Raw genomic sequence first — 25,020 nt, 5'->3', positions numbered from 1 at the left:
TCATTATTCCGTCGCAATGGCCGTTTACTTTCCCGAACACGATCTCGCCGCGTTGCGTCGCGCCATGGCAGCCCGGCCGCAGGGCAGGCTCGTGGCATGCCTATGCGCGGACTGGTGCGGCACGTGCAAGGAATATATGGATGGGTTTGCGGCTCTGGCTGCGCGTTACCCGGATGACTGTTTTGCCTGGATCGATATCGAAACCCATGCCGATCAGCTTGGCGAGGACATCGACATCGAAAATTTTCCTACTGTATTGATTCAACCGCTTGCGGGCGGGACGCCGCACTTTTACGGAACGGTACTGCCGCATCTGGACGTTCTGGATCGCATGTTGGCGCGGGGAACGGCGATGCCGTTATCCGCATCAGAATTTCCTGAAGTGCTGTCCTGGTTGCTTGAGACCCCCGCCAGCCCCGGCTGAGCACGGTCCGGCGCCGCGATGGCGATTCTCTTGCACGCCCGTCGGAACCGCGCTTATTATTGGCGCCTCAAAGCCCAGGCGTGCTGTTTACACAGTTTGCTGTGAATTTCAAGAGGCGCAGGCTTCTCTTTATGAGGCCGCGCCACAAGGACCCGTTGAATGTCTAAAGCCCTCATCATCGCGGAAAAGCCATCGGTCGCCGCCGATATCGCGCGCGCCCTCGGGGGCTTTACCAAGCACGACGAGTACTTCGAGAGCGACGACTACGTGCTGTCCTCTGCCGTGGGCCATCTGGTGGAAATCGCGGCACCCGACGAGTATGAAGTCAAGCGCGGCAAGTGGAGCTTCACCAACCTGCCGGTGATCCCGCCGCACTTCGATCTGCGCCCGATCCCCAAGACCGAATCGCGCCTCAAGGTGCTCAACCGGCTGATCAAGCGCAAGGACGTTTCGGCGCTGATCAATGCGTGTGACGCGGGGCGCGAGGGCGAGCTGATCTTCCGCCTGATCGCGCAGCAGGCCAAGGCCAAGCAGCCGGTGCGCCGGCTCTGGCTGCAGTCGATGACGCCGCAGGCCATCCGCGACGGCTTTGCCGCATTGCGCGAAGACGAGGAAATGATGCCGCTGGCCGACGCGGCCCGTTGCCGCTCCGAGGCCGACTGGCTGGTCGGCATCAACGGTACGCGCGCCATGACGGCCTTCAACAGCAAGGGCGGCGGCTTTTTCCTGACCACCGTGGGACGGGTGCAGACGCCGACGCTGTCGATCGTGGTCGAGCGCGAAGAGAAGATCAAACATTTCGTGCCGCGCGACTACTGGGAAGTGCGCGCCGAATTTATCGCGGCCGCCGGCCTGTATGAAGGCCGCTGGTTCGACCCGAAATTCAGGAAGAACGAGTTCGATCCCGAGGCGCGCGATTCGCGCCTGTGGAGCGAGGCCGAAGCCAAGAGCATCGTTGCGGCCTGCCGCGACAAGCCGGGCACGGTCACGGAAGAATCGAAGCCGTCGACGCAGCAGTCGCCGGCGCTGTTCGATCTGACCACGCTGCAGCGCGAAGCCAATTCGCGCTTCGGCTTCTCGGCGAAGAACACGCTCGGCCTGGCCCAGGCGCTGTACGAAAAGCACAAGGTGCTGACCTATCCGCGTACCGACGCGCGCGCGCTGCCGGAAGACTATCTGGACACGGTCAAGCAGACCATGGACATGCTGGCCGACAGCTCGCCGAACTATCTGCCGCACGCCAAGAAAATCCTGGCCAGCGGCTGGGTCAAGCCGAACAAGCGGATCTTCGACAACAGCAAGATTAGCGATCACTTCGCCATCATCCCGACGCTGCAGGCGCCCAAGAACCTGTCGGAACCGGAGCAGAAGCTGTACGACCTGGTCGTGCGCCGCTTCCTGGCCGTGTTTTTCCCGGCAGCCGAATTCCAGATCACCACGCGCATCACCGAGGTGGCGGGGCATCACTTCAAGACCGAAGGCAAGGTGCTCGTCAATCCGGGCTGGCTGGTGATCTACGGGCGCGAGGCCCAGGCCAAGGACGACAAGGACGCCAGCCTGGTGCCGGTGCAGAAGGACGAGAAGGTCAAGACCGACAAGGTGGAAGCGGTTGGCCTGACCACGCGTCCGCCGGCGCGCTACAACGAAGCCACGCTGCTGTCGGCGATGGAAGGCGCAGGCAAGCTGGTCGACGACGATGCGCTGCGCGAAGCCATGGCCGGCAAGGGCCTGGGCACGCCGGCCACGCGCGCGGCCATCATCGAAGGCCTGCTGACCGAGAAATACCTGGTGCGGGAAGGCCGTGAACTGATTCCCACTGCCAAGGCGTTCCAGCTGATGACGCTGCTGCGCGGACTGGGCGTGCAGGAACTGACGCAGGCCGAGTTGACCGGCGAGTGGGAACACAAGCTGTCGCAAATCGAGCGTGGGCGCCTCAAGCGTGACGAATTCATGCGCGAAATCGCGCAGATGACGCAGCAGATCGTCAAACGTGCCAAGGAATACGATAGCGATACGATTCCTGGCGACTACGCGACCCTCGATACGCCGTGCCCGCAATGCGGTGGCCAGGTCAAGGAAAACTACCGGCGCTTTGCCTGTACGGCGTGCGACTTCTCGATCAGCAAGATTCCGGGCGGCCGGCAGTTTGAAATCGAAGAAGTCGAAGAGCTGTTGCTGAAGAAGGAAATCGGTCCGCTGCAGGGATTCCGCAGCAAGATGGGCCGCCCGTTCGCCGCCATTTTGAAGCTGGCCAAGGACGACGAAGGACATTGGAAGATGGAATTCGACTTCGGCCAGAACGACGACGAAGGCGACGGCGAACCGGTGGATTTCAGCGGACAGACGCCTGTGGGCCATTGCCCCAAATGCAATGGCTCGGTCTACGAGCACGGCATGAAGTATGTGTGCGAAAACGCCGTCGGCAGCGAGAAGACCTGCGATTTCACCACTGGGAAGATCATCCTCCAGCAGGAGATTTCCAGCGAACAGATCGGCAAGCTGCTGAGCAACGGCAAGACCGATTTGCTGACCGGCTTCAAATCGTCGCGCACCGGCCGCAATTTCAAGGCGTATCTGGTGAAGCAGCCGGACGGCAAGATCGGGTTTGAGTTCGAGGCGCGCGAACCGAAGGCCGGGGCCGCAGCGAAGACAGCTGCAAAGACCGGCGCGGCGGCCAAGGCCGCGGCAAAGTCCACCGGCAAGTCGGAAGAAACCGAGGCTGCGCCGGTAAAGGCGGCTGCCAAGAAAGCGCCGGCCAAAAAAGCGGCAACGAAGGCCACGGCCAAATCCGCGGCCAAGCCGGCGGGCAAGACCGCGGCCGGCAAGACGGCGACGGCGAAGTCAGCCGCAGGCAAGACCACGGCGGCCAAGAAGACCGGTTCGAGTTCGCGCCAGACGGCCGAGGCGGAAGAGTAAGCGGTGGCACGTCACGGACAGCCGATCTGACAAGTTGATCGGCAGCCGATTGGGCCAGGACGGCGAGGTGAAAACCTCGCCGTTTTGCTATTTGGAATGCTTGCCGATGGTGTCGCTGGCGCGCTGCTGACCTTCTTCGAGCAGGAAGTCGATAAACGCGCGCACTTTGGTGGGCAGAAACTTTCGGCTGGGGTAGACCACGCTGACATCGCGCTTGGGCAATTGATATTGCGGCAGGATATGCGTCAGCCGGCCGGCCTCGATATTGGGCCGCGCCAGATACGATGACAACATTGCGATGCCCATATTGGCCAGCGCCGCCTGGTGCGCCAGTTCCGCGTTGCTGCATAGCAGCCCGGGGCGGATCGGGACGGTGACTTCGCCTTCGGGGCCGGACAGCGTCCATTCGTGCTCGGCGGTCGGCAGCCGCATGGCGATGGCGCGGTGGCTGGTCAGATCGTGCGCGGTGCGCAGCGGCGGATGCTCGCGCAGATAGCCCGGGGATGCACACAGGATGATTTCGGCAGAAATCAGCGGCCGCGCCACCAGGTGCGAGCCGAGCCCCAGATCGGAAAGCATCACCCCCACGTCGCGCCCCTCCTCGACGATATCGATCATGCGGTCCGAAAGCTGGACGTCGAACACCACGTCGGGGTAGCGCTTCTGAAAACGCTCCAGGGTTTCCGGCAGCAGATGCAGGCCAAACATCACCGGCGTCACTAGCCGCAACGTGCCCGAGAGCGACTGGCTGCGCGCCGTGACGATCGACTCCGCTTCCTCGACGTCTTCAAGGATTTGCGAACACCGCTGCAGGTACGTTTCGCCCGCATCGGTCAGCGACAGGCTGCGCGTGGTGCGATTGAGCAACCGGGTGCCCAGATGGCTTTCCAGATCGGCCACGTAGCGCGTTACCACGGCGTTCGACATTTCCAGTTGTTGCGCCGCACGTGCAAAGCTGCCTAGCTCGACAACCTTGGCAAAAACGCGCATCGATTGCAGCCGATCCATGACACAGTCTCCCGCTTTCGCCCTGAACTTTTACCCAACGCGAGTAGTTTATTGTTGAAATCACAACCAATCATTGTGGATGGCAATATTTATTCATATCAGGGGAATGCCTAATATCGCCTCAATCGATGCCGCGACGCAGCAAATTCTTTAATTGGTCGGCATCCTTGAAAGTGAAGGAATCGCCATGAAGACCCAAGTTGCCCTGATCGCTGCCCTGACCCTCGCCCTGTCGGCCGCTCCCGCCTTTGCCAAGGCGACCAAGTTCGATCCGTACACCGACGGCGCCAAGGCCAGCACGTTCGACCCGTACACCGATGGTGCGAAGCTCGGCAAGTTCGACACGTTCACCGACGGCGCCAAGGCCGGCAAGTTCGACAGCTTTACCGATGGCGCCCGCGCGTTCGACGTGTACACGGACGGCGCCAAAAACTGATTTTTCAGCATCTCGCAAAAAAACCCGTACCAATCCGGTACGGGTTTTTTATTGTCTGGCCACCTGCTTGCGGCTTCGGCGAGCGGGCGGCAATGCAAAACGGGCCTGCGAAGGCCCGTTTTGCTATCGATCGACGACTCAGTCGTGATGACGATGACGATGGTGCTTGCCGCGCTTGTCATAGCGACGGTCGTCGTCGTACGAATTGCTGCGCGACACGTTGCCGCCAAGCGCCGCGCCTGCCGCGCCGCCCAGGCCCGCACCGACCAGACCGCCGGTTCGGCCACCCATGGCGTTGCCCGCCGCAGTGCCCGCGCCGCCACCCAACGCGCCGCCAATGATGGCGCCGGTGCGTTCGCGACGGTTCGACGTCAGCGCGCCACCCGCGCCGCCGCCCACCGCGCCGCCGAGCACGGCGCCGGTGCTGCCGCCCAGCGCGCCGCCTACGGCAGCGCCAGCCACGCCGCCCAGACCGCCGCCGAGCGCATTGTTCAGATCACCCCCAGCGAACGCCGGCAGCGCAGCCGCCGAGAGGGCAAGAGCCAGAGTCAGGTTGCGAAGGCGAGACATCGTATTTTCCTTATTCGGTGTGGATCTGGAGCGGAGTGTAGAGAAGGAGCCCTCCCCTTGCTGTAACTAGTTGTGAGGCCCTGTAACCCCCTGCAGAAACGGTATCGGTCTGTTAAAAAATGCGGCAAATCGGCAACAAATGAGTCGCAAAAGCCACTGCGCGCATAAAAAAAGCGGCCCCGAGGGGCCGCCCTGTGGCGCCGGAGCGCGTCCGGTCAGGTCAGCAGCATTTGCCTTGGCCGCCGCCGTAGCGCGCTTGCTGGCGTTCGCGGAAGAACTCCTCGTACGTCATCGGCGTGCGGTCCGGATGGGTGCTTTCCATATGGGCCACGTAGGTCTGGTAGTCCGGCAGGCCCACCATCAGCCGCAGCGACTGGCCCAGGTAACGTCCCATAGTTCCGATCTGTTCCAGCATGATGGCCTCCGCCAGTGGTTCAATGCGACGCGGCCGAGGCCTGCGCTGGCATGGGTTCGAACGGCGTTTCGCTGTCCGTGCGCCTTGCCTGGTTGCGAGCGGCCATGGCCGTCTTGAAACCGTAGAACACAATCGACAGCACTACAAACATGAACAGCGCACACAGGCCCGCGTCCAGATAGTCGTTGAAGACGATGCGGTGCATCTGTTCCATCGACTTGGCCGGAGCCAGCACCTTGCCTTCGGCAATCGCCGCGCTGAATTTCGACGCGTGGGTCAGGAAGCTGACCTTAGGATCGGCGTCGAACAGCTTCTGCCAGCCGGCGGTCAGCGTGCAGATCAGCAGCCAGCAGGTGGGCAGCAGCGTCACCCATGCGTACTGCCCGCGCTTCATCTTCACCAGCACGCAGGTGCCCAGCACCAGTGCCACGGCGGCCAGCATCTGGTTCGAGATGCCGAACAGCGGCCATAGCGTGTTGATGCCGCCCAGCGGATCCACCACGCCCTGGTACAGGAAGTAGCCCCAGGCGGCCACGGTCAGCGCGGTGGCGATCAGGTTGGCCGGCAGTGACTCGGTACGCTTGAGCGACGGCACGAAACTGCCCAGCAGATCCTGCAGCATGAAGCGGCCGGCGCGCGTGCCGGCGTCGACGGCCGTCAGGATGAACAGCGCTTCGAACAGGATCGCAAAGTGATACCAGAACGCCATCATGGCCTGGCCGCCCACCACCTGGTGCAGGATGTGCGCGATCCCGACGGCCAGCGTCGGAGCGCCGCCGGCACGCGAGATGATGGTGTTTTCGCCCACGTCCTTGGCGGTCTGGATCAGCACGTCGGGCGTGATCACAAAGCCCCAGCTGGACACGGCCTGCGCCACCGTTTCCGGCGTGGTGCCGATCACCGCGGCCGGGCTGTTCATCGCGAAGTACACGCCGGGTTCGATCACCGATGCGGCGACCAGCGCCATGATCGCGACGAACGACTCGGCCAGCATCGCGCCGTAGCCAATAAAGCGTGCGTGCGATTCGTTTTCCAGCAGCTTGGGCGTGGTGCCCGACGAAATCAGCGCGTGGAAACCCGACACGGCGCCGCAGGCGATGGTGATGAACAGGAACGGGAACAGGTTGCCCGACCACACCGGGCCACCGCCCTGCGCAAACTGCGTGAACGCCGGCATCTTCAGCTCCGGCGCCACGATCAGGATGCCGATGGCTAGTGCGATGATGGTGCCGATTTTCAGGAACGTCGACAGGTAGTCGCGCGGCGCCAGCAGCAGCCACACCGGCAGCACGGCGGCGATGAACCCATAGATGATCAGCATCCACGTCAGCGCCTTGCCGTCATACGTGAACAGCGGCGCCAGCGTGGCGCTTTCGTGCACGTGCTGGCCGCCGACGATGGCCAGCATCAGCAGCACGAAGCCGATCACCGACACCTCGCCGATGCGCCCCGGACGGATATAACGCGTGTAGATGCCCATGAAGATCGCGATGGGAATCGTCACCGCCACGGTGAACGTGCCCCAGGGCGAGCCAGCCAGCGCCTTCACCACGATCAGCGCCAGCACCGCCAGGATGATGATCATGATCATGAAGCAGCCGAACAGCGCGATCAGGCCGGGCACGGTGCCCATTTCGGACTTGACCAGATCGCCCAGCGAGCGGCCGTCGCGGCGCGTCGAGATAAACAGGATCATGAAGTCCTGCACCGCGCCGGCAAACACCACGCCCGCAAGAATCCACAGCATGCCCGGCATGTAGCCCATCTGCGCGGCAAGCACCGGCCCAACCAGCGGCCCGGCGCCGGCGATGGCGGCAAAGTGGTGGCCGAACAGCACCGCCTTGTTGGTCGGTACGTAGTCCAGGCCGTCGTTATGGCGCCAGGCTGGCGTCATGCGCTTGGGGTCAAGTTGCATCACCTTGTCGGCGATGAAACGGCTGTAGTAGCGGTAGGCGATCAGGTAGATGCAGAGCGCGGCAACCACGATCCACAGCGCGCTGACGGCTTCACCGCGCGACAGCGCGACGGTGGCGAAGGCAAACGCGCCGAGTACGGCGACGGCCAGCCACAACAGGTGTTGTCCGATGCGATTCATGTTGAAGGGTCTCCTCAGACCGGCTGAAAGAGCCTGCGGCGACGGATTGCGGGCAGCGGGGGCGTGCCGGATGGCGGCGCCGACAATCGTGCGGAAGGTGTCTCCTGAGTGTCTGCGACGCCCGGTCTGTTCTCGTCTGAGCCGGATCTTGTCGTGCAGGCAGGCAGTGCACCCGATGCGGGCAATCGCCAGGGTCGGGGCACCTACTGCATAGGATTGCACCGCGGGCGGGCCCGGGTGCAATCCGGCGTGTAGTATTGACACCCGCCCATGTCGGCACAAGCGCGAAACTACGCAGCCATATTGCGTAGTAGTACGTAGATCGACGAAGTCAAGCGGCCTTCCCGGCATCGGTGTTTACCCCCGGCTCAGATGAAACTCCGCCAAAAGATACTTTTGCTCGCCGTGGCGCCGCTTGCCGTCGCCATGCTGGGCATCGCGCTGGCCGTCCGCTACCAGGCCACGGCGCTGGCTCGCCACGAGCGCGCGCTGGTCGAGGCGGCCTACCTGCAAAGCAAGGAAACCGAGCTGCGCCACTACGTGGAGCTGGCGCAAAGCGCGATCGCGCCGCTGGTGCAGTCGGGCCGCACCGACGCGGCCACGCGCCAGGCTGCCATGGAGGCGCTGGCGCGGCTTGACTACGGCCCGGACGGCTATTTCTTCCTGTATGACCTGCAGGGCCGCAATCTCATGCATCCGCGCCAGCCGGAACTGGTGGGGCAGGATCTGTGGCTGCTGCGCGACCCGCAAGGGGCGTTGACGATCCAGAAGCTGGTGAGCGCCGCAAAGTCCGGCGGCGGATCGGTGCGCTACCTGTGGCGCAAGCCGTCGTCGCAGCAGGTGGCGCCCAAGCTTGGCTACGTGGTGGCCGTGCCGGCGTGGAACTGGATGCTCGGCACCGGCATTTACCTCGACGATGTGGAGCAGACCTTGCGCCAGCTCGATGCGCGCGCGGAAACCGACATCCGCGAGACCATGGCGTGGATTGGCGTGATTGCGGCCATCAGCATCCTGCTGGTGGCGGCCAGCGGCTTGGCGCTCAATATCAGCGAACACCGCGAGGCCGACGCCAAGCTGCGGCAACTGGCGCAGCGCGTGGTGCAGTCGCAGGAAGAAGAGCGTGCGCGCCTGTCGCGCGAACTGCATGACGGCATCAGCCAACTGCTGGTGTCCGTCAAGCTGGTGCTGGAGGCCGCCACCAACCGCATCCGGCTGGCTCCGGCCGAGGGCGCGTCCGTGGCGCCGATCCTCGGCATGGCGCTCAATCGGCTCGATTCCGTCTTCAACGAAGTGCGGCGCGTGGCGCGCAACCTGCGCCCGGCGTTGCTCGACGATCTTGGCCTGTTCGCCGCGCTTCAGCATCTGGCGCGCGAGATGCAGGCCGGCAGCACGCTGGGCATTGACGTCAGGCAGCGCGGCCAGCCGCGCGAACTGTCCGACGATCAGGCCACGGCGCTGTTCCGCATCGCCCAGGAGGCGCTAACCAATGTCGAGCGCCACACGCATGCCACGCACGTCGATGTCGAACTCGAATACGTGCCGTCTGGCACGCGGCTGGTGGTGCGCGACAACGGCACGGGGTTCGACGTCGCGCGCATGCAGCGCGATCCGCAGCGCGGCATCGGCCTGCGCAACCTGCGCGAGCGCATGGCGGCGTTGGGCGGCCAGTTCGACATCGTTTCCCTGCCGTCCGGCACGCGGCTCACCGCGGCCTTGCCACTAAAAACTCCCTCCTCGGAACCTTCGCAGTCATGAATTCGTTGCACGACGACGATCCCGCGACCCATTCGCCCGCCAGCCCTGCGCGCGTGCTGTTGATCGACGACCACGCGCTGGTGCGCGACGGCATGCGCATGCATCTGTCGCTGCAGCCCGATCTCGAAGTGGTGGGCGAAGCCGACGACGGCGAGGCCGCGTTGGCGTGGCTGGCGCAAGCCCGGCCCGGGTGTCTGCCTGACCTGGTGATCACCGATATCGGCATGCGCGGCATGGGCGGGATTGCGCTGGCGGGCGCGCTGCACGACCAGTATCCGCAACTGGCCGTGCTGATCGTGTCGATGCACGACAACCTTGAATACGTGCGCCAGGCGATCCGCGCGGGCGCGCGCGGCTACGTGCTCAAGGACGCGCCCGCCGACGAATTGATGGCAGCCATCCAGGCCGTATTGGCGGGTCGCATGTTCTATAGCGCGCGCATCGCACGCGGCATGGCCGAACAGACGATCAGTCCGCTCGATGCGCTGACCCCGCGCGAACGCGACATCCTGCACGGCATCGGCAAGGGCCTGGCCAACAAGGAAATCGCCGCCGGGCTTGGCGTTTCCGTGCGCACGGTGGAAACGCACCGGCTCAATCTGAAGCGCAAGCTTGGCATCGAGGGCCGCGCGGAACTGGTCAAGTACGCGGTGCGGCATATCGTGACCGACGCCGATTCGGGACAGTCGATCTCGTGAGCGAGCCGCGACGAATCGTCCCGGGCCAGCGTTGCGCGCGCAAAAAAAACCGACCGGCGTCAACCGGTCGGCCTTGTACATCCGAAGAACGGCTGGGATCAGGCGGCCAGGCGTTTGGCCAGCGCTTCCTTGGTTTCCAGCAGTGCCTGCGGCAGGTTCTGCTTGAGCTGGGTGAACAGCTCGTCGTGCAGCGCCAATTCCTTCTGCCAGGCGTCGTGGTCGATCGACGTGACCTGTTCGAATTGCTCGGTGGTGAAGGTCAGGCCGTCCCAGTTCAGGTCGGTGTAACGCGGCGACGTGCCGAACACGTGATCGACGCCCTGGCCGCGGCCTTCCACGCGATCGATCATCCACGACAGTACGCGCATGTTTTCACCAAAGCCGGGCCACACGAACTTGCCGTCGGCGTCCTTGCGGAACCAGTTCACGCAGTAGAACTTCGGCAGCTTTGCGCCGGTTGCCTCGAGCTTCTTGCCCAGGGCCAGCCAGTGGCCGAAGTAATCGGCCATGTTGTAGCCGCAGAACGGCAGCATGGCGAACGGATCGCGGCGCACCACACCCTGCTGGCCGGCTGCGGCGGCGGTGGTTTCGGACCCCATCGTGGCGGCCATGTACACGCCTTCGGTCCAGTTGCGCGCTTCGGTCACCAGGGGCACCGTGCTGCTGCGGCGTCCGCCGAAGATGAAGGCGTCGATGGCCACGCCAGCCGGGTTGTCCCAGTTCTCGTCGATCGACGGGCACTGCGACGCCGGCGCGGTGAAGCGGGCGTTCGGATGCGCGGCCTTGGCGCCGGTCTGCTTGGCGATCTCGGGCGTCCAGTCGTTGCCCTGCCAGTCGATCAGATGCGCCGGCGCTTCCTTGCTCATGCCTTCCCACCACACGTCGCCGTCATCGGTCAGCGCCACGTTGGTGAAGATGACGTTTTCCTTGAGCGTCGCCATCGCGTTGTAGTTGGTCTGCTCGCTGGTGCCTGGAGCCACGCCGAAATAGCCGGCTTCCGGGTTGATCGCGTACAGGCGGCCGTCCTGGCCCGGCTTGATCCACGCGATATCGTCGCCGATCGTGGTGACCTTCCAGCCGTCGAAGCCCTTGGGCGGGATCAGCATGGCGAAGTTGGTCTTGCCGCAGGCCGACGGGAATGCGGCGGCGACGTGGTACTTCTTGCCCTCGGGCGAGGTCACGCCCAGGATCAGCATGTGCTCTGCGAGCCAGCCCTCGTCGCGGCCCATGGTGGAGGCGATGCGCAAGGCGAAGCACTTCTTGCCCAGCAGCGCGTTGCCGCCGTAGCCCGAGCCGAACGACCAGATCTCGCGCGATTCCGGGAAGTGCACGATGTACTTGGTCGGGTTGCACGGCCACGGCACGTCCTTCTCGCCAGCGGCCAGCGGCTTGCCAACGGTATGCACGCACGGCACGAATTCGCCGTCGGCGCCCAGCACGTCGTACACGGCGCGGCCCATGCGGGTCATGATGCGCATGTTCACGGCGACGTACGGCGAATCGGACAGTTCCACGCCGATGTGCGCGATCGGCGAGCCCAGCGGACCCATCGAGAACGGCACCACGTAGAGCGTGCGGCCGCGCATGCAGCCGTCGAACAGGCCGCTCAGCGTCTGGCGCATTTCGCCCGGGGCGACCCAGTGATTCGTGGGGCCGGCGTCTTCCTTCTTCTCGGAGCAGATGAAGGTGCGGTCTTCCACGCGCGCCACGTCGGACGGGTCGGACAGGGCCAGGAACGAATTTTTGCGCTTGGCGGGATTCAGGCGACGCATGGTGCCGGCGGCGACCATCTGCTCGCACAGGCGGTCATATTCTTCCTGCGAGCCGTCGCACCAGTAGATCTGGTCCGGCTTGGTCAGCGCGGCGATATCGGCAACCCAAGAGACCAGTTTCTGGTTCTTTACCCAGGCCGGTACGTTCAGTGCCGGCGTGCCTTGCATTGTGGGATGGTTCATCTAACTGCTCCAAAGCTAAAAAGAAACCTTGCAATGTCCGACAGGCAGCTGCGACGGGGAAAGACGGCGTGTCGAGTGGCGGCCGCGTAGGGCCTGACGCACTCGCGCTCTGACCGTCACATCCCGTTACAACTCGGCGGCGACCAGATGGGTGCAAATGGTCGCGGGGGTCCCTGCGGCTGCGATACAGTTGCGCTTCGCCCGTTTCTGGCGGGCGGCAGGGGTCGGTCGGGCATTGTCCGGCGGCGCGCAGGAGGCGGGAGCGTGGCTCGACCGCACTGTCGCATCGCGAGAGCGCGCAAGGATACCACTGCACGGATCCCCTGTTTTTTGCTGCGCAGCATTGTCTCCCCTGTCAGAATGCCCGTTCGCCACCGCGCAGCATCGTCTCGCGGCGGTTGCCGCTCGGACGCGTCTGCAGTCAATGTTGCGTCAGGGAAGCCAACAATACTGTCGGTTGCGCGCTGATTCTGTGGCCGCGCACACCAAGCCCCCGAGGTTAAAGAGTTACCGATGAAGATTGCCGTTCTCGACGATTACCAGGATGCCGTCCGCAAGCTGTCCTGCTTTTCCCTTCTGGAAGGGCACGACGTCAAGGTCTTCAACAACACCGTGAAGGGCGTCGGCCAGCTCGCCGCGCGACTGTCCGACGTGGAGGCGCTGGTGCTGATCCGCGAGCGCACGCGGGTGACGCGCCAGGTACTCGAGAAGCTGCCGAAGCTGAAAATCATCAGCCAGACCGGCCGCGTGGGCAACCATGTGGATCTCGATGCCTGCACCGAGCGCGGCGTGGTGGTCTTGCAGGGCGTGGGCTCGCCAGTGGCGCCGGCCGAACTGACCTGGGCGCTGATCATGGCGGCGCAGCGCCGCATCCCGCAATACGTGGCCAGCCTCAAGCACGGCGCGTGGCAGCAGTCGGGCCTGAAATCGACCACGATGCCGCCCAATTTTGGCCTTGGCCAGGTGCTGCGCGGGCAGACGCTGGGGATCTGGGGATACGGCAAGATCGGCCGCCTGCTGGCCGGTTACGGTCGCGCTTTCGGCATGAACGTGCTGGTCTGGGGCCGCGAGGCGTCGCAGCAGGGCGCGCGGGAAGACGGCCTGAACGTCGCCGAATCGGTCGAGCAGCTGTTTGCCGACAGCGATGTGCTGTCGCTGCACCTGCGCCTGAACGACGAAACGCGCGGCATCGTCACATTGGCGGATCTGCAGCGCATGAAGCCGACAGCGCTGTTCGTCAACACCAGCCGCGCCGAGCTGATCGAGGAAAACGCGCTGGTGGCGGCGCTGAATCGGGGACGCCCGGGCATGGCGGCGATCGACGTGTTCGAGTCGGAGCCGATTCTGCAGGGCCACGCGCTGCTGCGCATGGAGAACTGCATCTGCACGCCTCACCTGGGCTATGTCGAGCGTGACAGCTACGAGCTGTACTTCCGCACCGCGTTCCAGAACATCCTCGACGTGCTGGCCGGCAAGCACGACAGCATCGCCAACCCCAAGGCGCTGACGCCCGCGTTGTCGCGCTGACCCGGCGCGCTCCAGCCGATCCAGCGGGGCGCGTCTTGCGCGCCTGCGCTTCTCCCCGGCAGGCCAGGTCCGGCGTTGCAGATGCACACCGTCGGCTGGCTGCCCGCTCGGCCGACGCGCCGTGCGTCTGTTTCCCCACATTTCCCGCCCTCAAACGTGCGCACGAGTCGGTACACTCGGTTCACAAACAACGTCAGCGCACGACGTCCCGTGATTGACGTTGCGCGCGGCCCCGCACACGCGAAGGAGGGCGTACCGTGGCCGAATCCGATCCGCGTCCCAATCCCGCAGGCGCCGGCGGCACGGCCGTCGGACGGGTGCTGGCGGTCAACGTCGGCACGGCGCTACCGCTGGTGGTGGCCGGCGCCGGCTGCGAGGCCGTGGTGCTGTCGGGCGTGCGCAAGCACCCGCTGAGCACGCTCCATCATCCGATCGCGGTCGGTGTGCATCGGCTCGGGCTGGCGGGCGACGAGCAGGTGGATCGCACGGTTCACGGCGGCCCCGACCGCGCCGTCTATGCCTATCCCATCGAGCACTACACCTGGTGGAACACGCGCCGGCGCGAGGCCGGTGTCGAGGAGTCCGAACGGCCGCTGGCGTTTGGCGCGATGGGCGAGAACCTGACCACGCAGGGTCTGCTCGAAACGGCGCTATGGCTGGGCGACCGCCTGCGCATCGGCGAGGTGGAACTGGTGGTCAGCGCGCCCCGCCTGCCCTGCTACAAGCTCAATGCCGTGATGGGCTACGCCAACGCCGTGCGCGACATGACGCGCAGCGGTTTTTCGGGCGTCTACCTCAGCGTGGCCCGCGCGGGCGTGATCCGCGCCGGCGATACCGTGGTGCTGGCCGCCGGCCCCCGCGCGGTGCCGCTGCACGGCCGCCATCGACGCGAAAGCGCCTGATCCGGATTTTTCCACGGTTTCCCACGATTTCCCGCGTTTTTCCCGAGTGGTCCGGCCTGGATTTTCTGCTAATGTTTTAATTTCGATACAAGCAATCGGAGCGCCCTTCCGGGCTGGTCCGGGCAGCGTTCCATGCTGCTGTAATGGCTTGTAATACAACGCGCTGGCCTTGAAGGGTCTGGCGCGGTACTAGTAGCGGTTTGCGCGGGCAAAACCGGTTCCAAGAAACCGGTGCCAGGGAAGTCGCGCACCAAGCGGTCTTTGAGGGTCCTCATAATGAAAACTGACGGGATCGACCAGCCCAAGGGCTTCGTCGATGGCAACTGGAGCGCGGCTGCCCGCGCAGGCCGCGGCCGGACTTCGCCCTGGGTGGCAATCGCGGTGGTCGTGCTGCTGGCCGTGCTGGGCTGGTTTGGCTGGAAGCACTGGTCCGCGCCCAAGCCGCAGACCAAGGGGCCGGCCGCCACCGCCGTCACCACGGCGCGCGTCATGCAGGGCGATGTGCCGCTCGAAGTCACCGCCAATGGCACGGTCACCGCGATGCAGTCGGTCGACGTGCGTCCGCAGGTGTCCAGCACGGTTCGCGCGGTGCATATCAAGGAGGGCCAGTCGGTCAAGCCGGGCGACTTGCTGTTCACGCTGGACACGCGCATGGACGAAGCCAATCTGGCCCGCGCGCGCGCGCAACTGATGCGCGATCAGGCTGACCTTGCCGATGCGCGGCGCACGCTGGCGCGCAGCCAGGAACTGCTGCAGCGCAACTTCATTTCGCGCAGCGCGGTCGATACCGCGCAGGCCAAGGTCGACGGCTTCGAAGCGACGATCCGCGCCGACCAGGCCGCCATCGAAGCGAGTCAGGTGGCCATCAGCTACGGCACCATCCGCGCCACGATTGGCGGCCGCACCGGCGTGATCAACGCGTTTCCGGGGTCGCTGGTGACGCCGGCCAACACGACCACCACGCCCGCGATGGTCACGATCGCGCAGATCGCGCCAATCACCGTGATGTTCACGCTGCCCGAGCGCCAGCTGGCCGCGCTGCGCGAGGCGCTGCAACAAGGCCCGGTCACCATTACGGCGTTGCCCAACGACGGCAACACGACGCCCGTGACCGGCAAGATCACGTTCGTCGACAACACGGTCGATCCGCAATACGGCAGCATCCGCGTCAAGGCGACCTTCGACAATACCGAGCACCGGCTCTGGCCCGGCACCTATGCCAACGTCAGCGCCACGGTGCAGGTGCTGAAGGGCGCGCTGAGCGTGCCGCCGCAGGCCATCGTGACGGGTCCGGAGGGCCGCTTCGTCTATACGGTGCAGCCGGACAGCAAGGTGGCGCGCGTACCGGTGCGGGTGGTGGCGACTACCGCCGCCGCCGCCGTGGTGGAAGGTGTGCAGCCGGGCGTGCGCGTGGTGACCGAAGGCGCGCAGAATCTGCGTCCGGGCAGCCTGGTGCGCGAGGCCGCCCCGCGCGCCGCAGCCGCCTCCGCCGTCTCCCCTGCCGCGACGCCGGCAGCCGCCGACAAGCACTAAGACCATGACGCTGTCCGAGCTCTGTATCCGCCGGCCCGTCATGACGGTGCTGCTGTGCCTGGCCGTCATCGTGACCGGCATCGTGCTGTATCCGACGATTCCGATTGCGGCGCTGCCCAGCTTCAATTCGCCCGTGATCCAGGTCACGGCCACGCTGCCCGGCGCCGGCCCCGAGACGATGGCCGCGTCGGTGGCCACGCAGCTGGAAAAGCAGTTCGCGACGATCCCTGGCGTCACGGTGATCAGTTCGTCGAACACGCTTGGCAATTCGAGCATCACGATCGAATTCAACAGCGACCGCGATATCGATGCGGCGGCGGTCGACGTGCAGGCTGCGCTGTTCCGCGCCCAGCGCTCGCTGCCGATCGAAATGACGGTGCCGCCGTCATACCGCAAGGTGAATCCGGCCGATGCCCCGGTGATCCTGCTGGCGATCAATTCGCCGTCGATGAGCCTGGGCGAACTCAACGCCTTCGGCGACAACCTCATCTCGCCCACGCTGGCCACGCTGCCGGGCGTGGCGCAGGTGCAGATCTTCGGCCAGAAGCGTTTTTCGGTACGGGTCCGCGCCCATCCGGACGCCCTTGCCGCACGCGGCCTGACGCTGGACGAGCTGGCCACGGCGCTCAATCGGGCCAATGCCAACACGCCGGTCGGCACGCTCGACGGCGCGCGCCAGACGCTGACGATCCAGGCCAATCGCCAGATGACCAGCGCCGAGGCGTTCCGCAACATCATCGTGGCCAGCCAGCCCAGCGGCGCCGTGGTGCGCCTGTCGGACGTGGCCGATGTGGAGGACGGCGTCGAGACCATCAAGACCGGCAGTTGGCTCAACAACGAGCGCTCGATCGTGCTGGCCGTGCTGCGCCAGCCCGACGCCAACACCGTGGCGGTGGTGGACGCCATCAAGGCCGCGCTGCCGCGCCTGCTCCAGCAGATGCCGGGCTCGGTCAACGTCAATGTGGTGAACGATCGCTCGATGTCGATCCGCGAATCGATCCATGACGTGCAGTTCACCTTGGCGCTGACGGTGGCGCTGGTGGTGATGGTGATCTTCCTGTTCCTGCGCCGCGCTGCGGCCACGCTGATTCCAACCGTATCGCTGCCGATCTCGCTGATCGGCACCGTGGCGCTGATGAAGGCGTTTGGCTACAGCCTCGACAACGTTTCGCTGCTGGCCATCACGCTGGCGGTGGGACTGGTGGTCGACGACGCGATCGTGATGCTGGAAAACATCGTGCGTCATATCGAGGAAGGCGTGCCGCCGCTGAAAGCCGCGCTGGTCGGCTCGCGCGAGATGGGGTTCACGATTCTCTCGATCTCGATTTCGCTGGTGGCGGTGTTCATTCCGATCTTCTTCATGCCGGGCGTGATCGGCCTCCTGTTCCACGAATTTGCCGCGGTGGTGTCGCTGGCGATCCTGGTGTCCGCGCTGGTGTCGCTGACGCTGATTCCGATGCTGTGCGCGCGCTTTTTGTCGGCGGAAAACGTGCCGGTCGACGAGTCACAGCATGCCTATGGCGATCACGCCGGCGCCGCACCCGCGCATCGCGCGCCACAGCAGCGGACGCTTGGCATGCGCTCGACGCAGTGGTTCGAGGATCTGTTCGAATGGACGCTGCACCGGTACGCGCGGGGGCTCGACTGGTGTCTGGCGCATCGGCGCATCGTGCTGGGCGTGGCGGGTTTGACGTTCGTGCTGACCGCCGTGCTGTTCGTGAAGATTCCGAAGGGCTTTTTCCCTGAGGAGGACATCGGCCAGATCCAGGTCAACGCCGAAGGCCCGCAGGACATTTCGTTCGACGCGATGGCCGAGCGCCTGCGCGACGCGGCCGAGCGCATCCGCGCGAATCCGGCCGTGAAGAGCGTGGTGGCGTCGATTGGCGGCGGCCCGTCGCCGGCCATCAACACGGGCCGCATGTTCGTCGAACTCAAGCCGCTGGGGGAGCGGCCCAAGATGGCGCAGGTGGTGGAGTCGCTGCGCAAGGACGTGTCCGTGGTGCCAGGCCTGCAGGTGTATTTCTCTCCGGTGCAGAACCTGCGCCTGGGCGGCCGGCAGAGCAAGAGCCGCTACCAGTACACGTTGCAGAGCGTGAAGGCGGACCAGTTGCAGGCGTTCAGCGACAAGCTCATGGCCAGGATGCGCGCCGAGCCGATGTTCCGCGATGTCACCAGCGACTCGCAGCAGTCGGGCCTGGAGGCGCAACTGACGATCGACCGCGACAAGGCCAATGCGCTGGGCGTGCAGATGCAGGACGTGCGCACCGCGCTCTACACGGCGTTCGGCGAGCGCCAGGTGTCGACGATCTACACGCCGATCGACAATTACTACGTGATTCTGACTGCCGCCGATATCGATCGCGTCGATGAAACGGCTTTCTCGAAGCTGTACGTGCGCAGCAAGACCGGGCAGATGGTGCCGGTGTCGGCATTCGCCACGACCGAGCGCCGCGTCGGGCCGATCGCAGTCAACCACCAGGGCCAGCTTCCGTCGGTGACCGTGTCGTTCAACCTCGCGCCGGGCGCGGCGCTTGGCGATGCGTCAAAGTTGATCGACCGCTACCGCCAGGAGATCGACATGCCGACGTCGATCTTCACAAGCTGGGGCGGCGACGCGGCGGTGTTCCAGTCGTCGCAGGCCACGCAGGTGGTGCTGCTGGTGGCGGCCATCGCCGTGATCTACACGCTGCTGGGCGTGCTGTACGAAAGCTATATCCATCCGCTGACGATCCTGGCGGGCTTGCCTTCGGCGGCGATCGGCGCGTTGCTGACGCTGTTTATCTTCAACGTCGAGCTGTCCCTGATCGCCACGATCGGCGTGCTGATGCTGATCGGCATCGTCAAGAAAAACGCCATCATGATGATCGACTTCGCGCTGGCGGCGCAGCGTGAACAGGGCATGCATCCGGCCAAGGCGATCCGGCAGGCGTGCCTGCTGCGCTTCCGTCCGATCATGATGACCACGTTCGCCGCCGTGATGGGCGCCCTGCCGCTTGCGCTGGGGCTGGGCGCCGGCGCGGAACTGCGGCAGCCGCTGGGGCTGGCGGTGGTGGGCGGCCTGCTGTTCTCGCAGGTCATCACGCTGTTCATTACGCCGGTGATCTACCTGGCGCTGGACCGTTACTCGGGCACCGGCCCGCTGCAGATCGATGCGCAGGGCAACGCGTTGCCCGAAAAAGAGGTGGCCAGCATCCGCTAGGGAATGGGTTAGCGAAAAGCGATGCGTACGGATGCCGGCAGTTTCGGCATCCGTTTTCATTTGGGCCGAAGCCTGCGCGCGCGTTCAGGCCGGCACGCGCCGGATGCTGCCGCGACATTTCCGGTGCTATCTTGCTCGCCGACCGTCGTGCATCACAAAGTGCGGCAAAATGCTTAAAATTATCATCCCTATGAATTTCAAATAGCCTAAAACTGGCCAATTGATTGTTCATACGAATAGAACGGAGCCATGCGCCCATGACGCCAAGCCTGCTTGAAACCTTGATGTACGACGTCGGCCAGTTGTTTCTGTACCCGACGCTGGTGCTGATCGGCTTGCTGTTTCTCTACGCATTCTGGGCGCTCGGCGAGTTTGCGATGCAGGCGTGGCTGCGCCAACGCCACCCGATCGAGTCGGGGCGCGGCTACCTGCTGGTGGCATGGGCGCGCCGTAACAAGGTGACTCATCCCGATGCGCTCGACGTGACGGCGCACCGTCTTCTGGAGCGCCCGCGCATCGCCACGCGCGTAGCGCCGATGCTCGGCCTGGTAGCCACCATGATTCCGATGGGACCCGCGCTGAAGAGCCTGTCGGGCGGCAATCTGGCCAATGTCGGCGAGAACCTGACCATCGCGTTCTCGGCCGTGATCCTGGCGCTGATCGCGGCCAGCATCACGTTCTGGGTGGTCAATGTGCGCCGGCGCTGGCTGGCCGAGGAACTGGTCTGGCTGGGCCAGTCCCGGCCGCAATGGGACGTGGAGCCATGAAGTTTCTCGACGAAAGCGAGGCCGACGATCCGATTCTGTCGGTGGTCAATCTGATCGACGTGTTCCTGGTCGTGATCGCCGCATTGCTGGTGACCATCGCGCAGAATCCGCTCAATCCATTCACGCACAATGACGTGACCATCATCACCAATCCGGGCAAGCCGAACATGGAAATCGTGTCGCGCCATGGCGAGAAGATCGTGCGCTACCAGGCCAACGGGCAGACGGGCAGCGGCGACGGCGTCAAGGCAGGCGTCGCGTACCGCATGAAGGATGGTTCGATGGTCTACGTGCCCGAAAGCGCCGCCGACGCAGGCCATCCCGTTGACCATCCCGCTGGCCATCCCGCTGGCCATCCCGCTGACACCACGCAGGCGCAGGCATCGCCGCGTCCGCAACCGGAAAGCGCGCGGCCATGACCCGTTCGATCGTTCAGCTTGCAATCCTGATCGCGTCGCTGTCCGGCTGCGCCGCCACGATGCCGACACCGGAGACGGTGAGCCGCGCATTCAGCGGCAAATCGTATGTGCTGCTGGGCGAAGTGCACGACAGCGCGGCGGCGCAACGGCAGCGCCTGCAGGCGTTGACGCACGCGGTGGAGGCGGGCTGGCGCCCGGCCATCGCGATGGAACAGTTCGACCGCGAACGCCAGGCCGATATCGACCGCGCCCGCCGCACGCGTCCGCGCGACGTCGACTATCTGATTGCGCAGGCAGCGGGCGACAAGAGTGGTTGGGACTGGGATTTGTACAAGCCCGTGATTGCGCTGGCGCTGCAATACGATCTGCCGTTGCTGGCTGCCAACCTGTCGCGCGCCGACGCCTTCAGGATCGTGCGCAACGGATACGGCGAAGTGTTCGCCCCGGATCAACTGACGGCGCTCGGCCTGGACAAGCCGTTGCCGCAGGACATCGCCAGCGCGCAAACCGCAGTGCTCGATGCTGGCCACTGCGGGCATTTTCCGAAGGCGATGCTGCCCGGCATGCTCGACGCGCAGGCCGCGCGTGACGCAGTGATGGCACAGACGCTGCGCCTTTACGCGCAGCGTGGCGCGGTGCTGATTGCTGGCAACGGCCACGTGCGGCGCGATATCGGCGTGCCGCGCTGGCTGCCGGGTGACGCCACGCGCGTGCTGAGCGTCGGCTATCTGGAAACCGATTCGCCTGACGCCGGATTCGACACCGTGGTGCGCGTGCCGACCATGGACCGCGACGATCCGTGCAAGGATGCGGTGATGAGTGGGAATCCGGCGGGCCAGCGCACCAAGCCCTGACGCGCCTCAGAGATCGGCGTCGGCGATGCGCAGGGCAAGCTCCGCGCGCAGGCCGTGTCCTTGCAAGCCGTCGCGCAGCGTGACCGTGCCGCCCGAGCGCGCGGCCATCTCGCGCGAGATGGCGAGCCCCAGCCCCGATCCCGGTTCCGTATTGCCGACGCGACGATAGAAGCGCGCGAACACCTTTTCGCGTTCGGCCTCGGGAATGCCGGGCCCGTCGTCCTCGACCACCAGCAGCGCGCGCTGCTGCACGCGCGCGGCCGACAGCGTGATGCGGCTGCCGCGTCCCGAATACTGGATCGCGTTGTGCACCAGGTTGGCCAGTGCTTCACGCAGCAGCGCGGCGTCGGCGCGCACCGGTAGGCTTAGGCCGGCGGGACGCTCCCAGCCGAAATCCTGCTGCCGGCCGCGCGCCAGCGGCAGATAGTCGAGCGCGACCTGTTCGGCGACGGCCACCGCGTCGATCACGCCGGCTTCTTCATCGTGCGCGGACGCATCGCGCGCAGGCTGGCGCACGCGTGCCAGCGCCAGCAGTTGATTGGTCAGCCGCGCCGCCTGTTCGAGCTGCGTGACGATGCCGCCCACCGCTTCCGATGCGGCCGCCTGCGCGCCCGGAGTGGGATCGCGCGTTTGCAGTTGCCGCTGCGCGAATTCGGCCTGGGTCTTCAGGATGGCCAGCGGCGTGCGCAACTGGTGCGCCGCATCGGCAATGAACTGCGCCTGCGACTGCGCCATGGCTTCGGAACGCGACACATGCAGGTTGATCGCGTCGACCAGCGGGCGCACCTCCACCGGCACGCGATCGAATTCGAGCGGCGTCAGGTCGTCGGCAGGCCGCGCGCGCACATCGTCGCGCACGCGCTGCAATGGCTTGAGCACGTAGGTGATGCCGCCCACCAGGATCACGGCGGACAGCACGATCAGCGCGATGTCGCGCAACAGCGCGCTGCGCCACACGTTGCCGATCAGCGCCGCGCGCGGCTCGGCGGTTTCCGCGACCTGGATGATCACGCGCATGTGCGCGTCGGGCCGGTAGACCGGACGCGCCATGGCTGCGATGCGTACTGGGTCGCCGCGATACACCGCGTCGTAGAAGCGCGGCTGATTGTTGACCAGCGCGCCGCTCGGCAGCGGCAGGTCGTCATAGCCCGTGACGGTGTCCACCGCGCCACCGCGTTCCATCGATATGCGATAGAACACGTGGGTCTGCGCCGCGGTTTCGAACATCTCCATGGCCGCGTCCGGCAACGTCAGCTGTACGCTTTCGCCGGCCATGCCGATCGCGTTGTCGATGGTGCGCACCGAGCCATAGAGGGATCGGTCGTAGGCGGTGTTGGCGGCATCGCGCAGCGTGCCGTAGGTGAACCAGGTATCGGCAGCCATCATCAGCGCCAGCGCCGGCACCAGCAGTATCAGCAACTGGCGGCGCAGGCTGCCGCGCAGCCACAGCCGCACCGGCAGACGAGCACGCTGGCGCAGGCTGCGTGGCCACATGTCAGGCTCCCGCGGGCGGGGTGTCCAGCGCCTCGGGCTCCAGCAGATAGCCGAAGCCGCGCAGCGTGACGATCGTCACGCCGTGGCCGGCCAGCTTCTTGCGCAGCCGATAGACCAGCACTTCGATGGCGTCCGGGCTCACGTCCGCATCGAGCGAAAACACCTTGTCGAGCAGTTGCGCCTTGGTGAGCGGCTGGCCGCTGCGCGCCAGCAAGGCGCCGAGCAGCGTCGATTCGCGCGGCGTCAGCGACAGCGGTGCGCCGCCGAGCGTGAAGCTGCGGGTTTCGCCATCGAACACCAGCGTGCCGCATTGCAGGCGCGGATGCGCGCGGCCTCGGCTGCGGCGGATCAGGGCCAGGATGCGCGCTTCGAGTTCGGCGATGGCAAACGGTTTGGGCAGGTAGTCGTCGGCGCCAAGGTTCAGGCCGCGCACGCGTTCGTCGAGCGTGTCCTGCGCGGTCAGGATCAGCACCGGCGTGCGGTCGTCGCGCCCGCGCATGGTCTTCAGCACGGCCAGTCCATCCTTGCCCGGCAGGCGCAGGTCGAGCACCACCGCGTCGTATTCCTCGGCCATCAGGCGCGCGTCGGCCTGCAGGCCATCGGCGACATGCTCGATGACGAAGCCGCCCTGCTCCAGCGCGCGCGCCACCCAGCGGGCCAGTTCCACTTCGTCTTCCACCAGCAGGATGCGCATGCCGGTCTCCTTCACCCAGTCTCGTTATGCCTTGCAGCCGCGCCAGTGCGCGCCGCGGGCGCCTATAATACCTCCGCACCGCGCGTCCGGTATCCGCGCCAGCCATCGATCTGTATTGATTGGCAATCGGGCGTCCCGCTTCACGCCTTGCCGATTTGCCCCTTCCTTCCGATCTCGTGTCCACCGCACCCCACATCCCGCCGCCGGCCTTCAGTGCAACGCGCCGCCAACTGCTGCTGGCGGGCGGCGGCGTGGCCGCTGGTTTGCCGGCGCTGGCGCTGGCGCAGCCGCGTGTGCCGGCCGGCTATCCGGGCGACTATGTCGAGATCATCGCGCGGGCGCAGCGCGAAGGCGCGGTGGCGGTCTATGCATCGACCGACCTCGAAGTGGTGCAGCCGCTGATCACGGCGTTCGAAGCGCGCTACCCCGGCATTCGCGTGCGCTACCAGGACCTGAACACGCTCGACCTGCACAACCGCTTCGTGGCGGAAACCGCCAGTCTCGGCCCGACCATGCCCGCGCGCGACGCCGACTATGCAGACGTGCTGTGGAGCACGGCGATGGATCTGCAGATCAAGCTGGTCAACGACGGCTATGCGCAGCGCTACGATTCGCCCGAACGCGGCGGCCTGCCAAGCTGGGCGGTGTGGCGCGACGAGGCCTGGGGCACCACGTTCGAACCGGCGGTGATTGTCTACAACCGCCGGCATTTTCACGGCGCGCATGTGCCGGGCAGCCGCAGCGGTCTGGCGCGGCTGCTGCAGGAGCACGCGCCGCAGTGGCGCGGCAAGGTGGTGACGTACGACGTGGAGCGCTCCGGCGTGGGCTATCTGCTGGCGCAGCAGGATGCACGCATGGGCAGCGAATTCTGGTATCTGGCGCAGGCGCTGGGCCGCGCGAAAGTGCAACTGTCGGCGTCGACGGCCGACATGATCGAGCGCATCGCCAGCGGTGAACTGGTGCTCGGCTACAACCTGCTTGGCTCGTATGCGTTGTCGCTGATGGAACGCGGCGCCGCCATCGGCGTGATCGCGCCGCGCGACTACACGCTGGTCATGTCGCGCGTGGCGTTTATCGCGCGTAAGTCGCCCCGTCCCCATGCGGCCCGGCTATGGCTCGATTTCGTGCTGTCGCGCGAAGGCCAGGCGTTGCTGAGCCAGTCGAGTTCGCAGCTCTATACGATCCGGACCGATACGGACAGTTCGCACACCGCCAATGCGCTGGCCGAACGGCTTGGCTATGCGCTCAAGCCGATCAGCGTGGGACCGGGCTTGCTGGCAGCGCAGGACGCGCTGCGCAAGAAGGCGTTTCTTGCGCGCTGGCACGACGCGCTGAAGGGGTGAACGGCTGAAGGCTGAA

The 25,020-nt window shown here is 65.5% G+C and carries 19 protein-coding genes and 1 pseudogene; 13 read left to right on the top strand and 7 right to left on the bottom strand.

The features are described 5' to 3' along the window. The first annotated feature begins 16 nt into the window (after nucleotides 1–16). Nucleotides 17–424 (top strand): thioredoxin family protein, encoded by a 408-nt coding sequence (locus AC1RKI_RS03750; RefSeq protein WP_227458651.1) that lies wholly within the window; start codon nucleotides 17–19, stop codon nucleotides 422–424. Nucleotides 425–583: 159 nt separating this feature from the next. After that, nucleotides 584–3,340, top strand: a complete 2,757-nt coding sequence (locus AC1RKI_RS03745; protein ID WP_492793788.1) for a DNA topoisomerase III — start codon at nucleotides 584–586, stop codon at nucleotides 3,338–3,340. Nucleotides 3,341–3,427: 87 nt separating this feature from the next. Here the strand turns inward: AC1RKI_RS03745 and AC1RKI_RS03740 are convergent, their stop codons facing one another. Further along, nucleotides 3,428–4,348 carry a LysR family transcriptional regulator gene (locus tag AC1RKI_RS03740; RefSeq protein ID WP_061957420.1) on the bottom strand — a complete coding sequence of 307 codons (921 nt, stop codon included), beginning with the start codon at nucleotides 4,346–4,348 and terminating at the stop codon, nucleotides 3,428–3,430. 187 nt (nucleotides 4,349–4,535) lie between these two features. On the opposite strand from AC1RKI_RS03740, the gene AC1RKI_RS03735 reads away from it, so the two are divergent. Continuing rightward, nucleotides 4,536–4,784, top strand: a complete 249-nt coding sequence (locus AC1RKI_RS03735) for a hypothetical protein (protein WP_061957421.1) — start codon at nucleotides 4,536–4,538, stop codon at nucleotides 4,782–4,784. 138 nt (nucleotides 4,785–4,922) lie between these two features. Here AC1RKI_RS03735 and AC1RKI_RS03730 read toward each other — a convergent pair whose 3' ends face one another. The 3 genes from AC1RKI_RS03730 to AC1RKI_RS03720 form a co-directional block, all read right to left on the bottom strand. After that, complete coding sequence (locus AC1RKI_RS03730; RefSeq protein WP_061957422.1) at nucleotides 4,923–5,354, bottom strand: hypothetical protein; 432 nt, start codon at nucleotides 5,352–5,354, stop codon at nucleotides 4,923–4,925. A 220-nt stretch (nucleotides 5,355–5,574) separates the two neighbouring features. After that, the gene (locus AC1RKI_RS03725; RefSeq protein WP_061957423.1) at nucleotides 5,575–5,769 is read right to left on the bottom strand and encodes a YbdD/YjiX family protein; all 195 of its coding nucleotides are present in this window, start codon (nucleotides 5,767–5,769) and stop codon (nucleotides 5,575–5,577) included. A gap of 19 nt (nucleotides 5,770–5,788) precedes the next feature. Beyond that, nucleotides 5,789–7,864, bottom strand: a complete 2,076-nt coding sequence (locus AC1RKI_RS03720; RefSeq protein WP_061957424.1) for a carbon starvation CstA family protein — start codon at nucleotides 7,862–7,864, stop codon at nucleotides 5,789–5,791. 372 nt (nucleotides 7,865–8,236) lie between these two features. On the opposite strand from AC1RKI_RS03720, the gene AC1RKI_RS03715 reads away from it, so the two are divergent. Next, a complete protein-coding gene (locus AC1RKI_RS03715) occupies nucleotides 8,237–9,619 on the top strand; it encodes a cache domain-containing protein (protein ID WP_492793791.1) in 1,383 nt (460 codons plus the stop codon). Beyond that, a complete protein-coding gene (locus tag AC1RKI_RS03710) occupies nucleotides 9,616–10,317 on the top strand; it encodes a response regulator (protein ID WP_150981725.1) in 702 nt (233 codons plus the stop codon). The genes AC1RKI_RS03715 and AC1RKI_RS03710 overlap by 4 nt, the downstream gene beginning before the upstream one ends. Before the next feature lie 98 nt (nucleotides 10,318–10,415). On the opposite strand, the gene AC1RKI_RS03705 is transcribed toward AC1RKI_RS03710, so the two are convergent. After that, nucleotides 10,416–12,272: a phosphoenolpyruvate carboxykinase (GTP) gene (locus AC1RKI_RS03705; protein WP_492793793.1), complete on the bottom strand. Its 1,857-nt coding sequence runs from the start codon at nucleotides 12,270–12,272 to the stop codon at nucleotides 10,416–10,418. A 513-nt stretch (nucleotides 12,273–12,785) separates the two neighbouring features. Between AC1RKI_RS03705 and AC1RKI_RS03700 the strand changes: the two genes are divergently transcribed. The 7 genes and pseudogenes from AC1RKI_RS03700 to AC1RKI_RS03670 all read left to right on the top strand — a co-directional run bounded on the left by AC1RKI_RS03700 (nucleotide 12,786) and on the right by AC1RKI_RS03670 (nucleotide 21,473). Then, nucleotides 12,786–13,799, top strand: a complete 1,014-nt coding sequence (locus AC1RKI_RS03700) for a D-2-hydroxyacid dehydrogenase family protein (RefSeq protein WP_061957428.1) — start codon at nucleotides 12,786–12,788, stop codon at nucleotides 13,797–13,799. A gap of 257 nt (nucleotides 13,800–14,056) precedes the next feature. Then, the gene (locus tag AC1RKI_RS03695; protein ID WP_061957429.1) at nucleotides 14,057–14,701 is read left to right on the top strand and encodes an MOSC domain-containing protein; all 645 of its coding nucleotides are present in this window, start codon (nucleotides 14,057–14,059) and stop codon (nucleotides 14,699–14,701) included. Between the two features lie 276 nt (nucleotides 14,702–14,977). Then, nucleotides 14,978–16,234, top strand: coding sequence for an efflux RND transporter periplasmic adaptor subunit (locus AC1RKI_RS03690; RefSeq protein ID WP_150981726.1), 1,257 nt, complete (start codon nucleotides 14,978–14,980; stop codon nucleotides 16,232–16,234). Nucleotides 16,235–16,238: 4 nt separating this feature from the next. Beyond that, a complete protein-coding gene (locus tag AC1RKI_RS03685) occupies nucleotides 16,239–19,433 on the top strand; it encodes an efflux RND transporter permease subunit (RefSeq protein ID WP_492793796.1) in 3,195 nt (1,064 codons plus the stop codon). 257 nt (nucleotides 19,434–19,690) lie between these two features. After that, on the top strand, nucleotides 19,691–20,200 hold the full coding sequence (locus tag AC1RKI_RS03680; RefSeq protein ID WP_061957432.1) for a MotA/TolQ/ExbB proton channel family protein: 510 nt from the start codon (nucleotides 19,691–19,693) through the stop codon (nucleotides 20,198–20,200). Next, nucleotides 20,197–20,505, top strand: a pseudogene (locus AC1RKI_RS03675) (DUF2149 domain-containing protein); the annotation flags it as partial. The gene AC1RKI_RS03680 and the pseudogene AC1RKI_RS03675, both read left to right, overlap by 4 nt. 110 nt (nucleotides 20,506–20,615) lie before the next feature. Further along, nucleotides 20,616–21,473 (top strand): ChaN family lipoprotein, encoded by an 858-nt coding sequence (locus AC1RKI_RS03670; RefSeq protein WP_492793798.1) that lies wholly within the window; start codon nucleotides 20,616–20,618, stop codon nucleotides 21,471–21,473. Between the two features lie 6 nt (nucleotides 21,474–21,479). On the opposite strand, the gene AC1RKI_RS03665 is transcribed toward AC1RKI_RS03670, so the two are convergent. Beyond that, entirely contained in the window at nucleotides 21,480–22,967 is a 1,488-nt protein-coding gene (locus AC1RKI_RS03665) for a sensor histidine kinase (RefSeq protein WP_150981730.1), read from the bottom strand. Nucleotide 22,968: 1 nt separating this feature from the next. After that, entirely contained in the window at nucleotides 22,969–23,661 is a 693-nt protein-coding gene (locus AC1RKI_RS03660; RefSeq protein ID WP_061957435.1) for a response regulator, read from the bottom strand. Nucleotides 23,662–23,897: 236 nt separating this feature from the next. Here AC1RKI_RS03660 and AC1RKI_RS03655 point away from each other — a divergent pair, with 236 nt between their 5' ends. After that, nucleotides 23,898–25,004: an ABC transporter substrate-binding protein gene (locus tag AC1RKI_RS03655; protein ID WP_061957472.1), complete on the top strand. Its 1,107-nt coding sequence runs from the start codon at nucleotides 23,898–23,900 to the stop codon at nucleotides 25,002–25,004. The last annotated feature ends 16 nt before the right edge of the window (nucleotides 25,005–25,020 follow it).

Source organism: Cupriavidus sp. GW822-FHT06G04, assembly GCF_058799075.1.
Note: the sequence above shows the minus strand (reverse complement) of the source record. Positions and strands in the feature narration are given on the sequence as shown.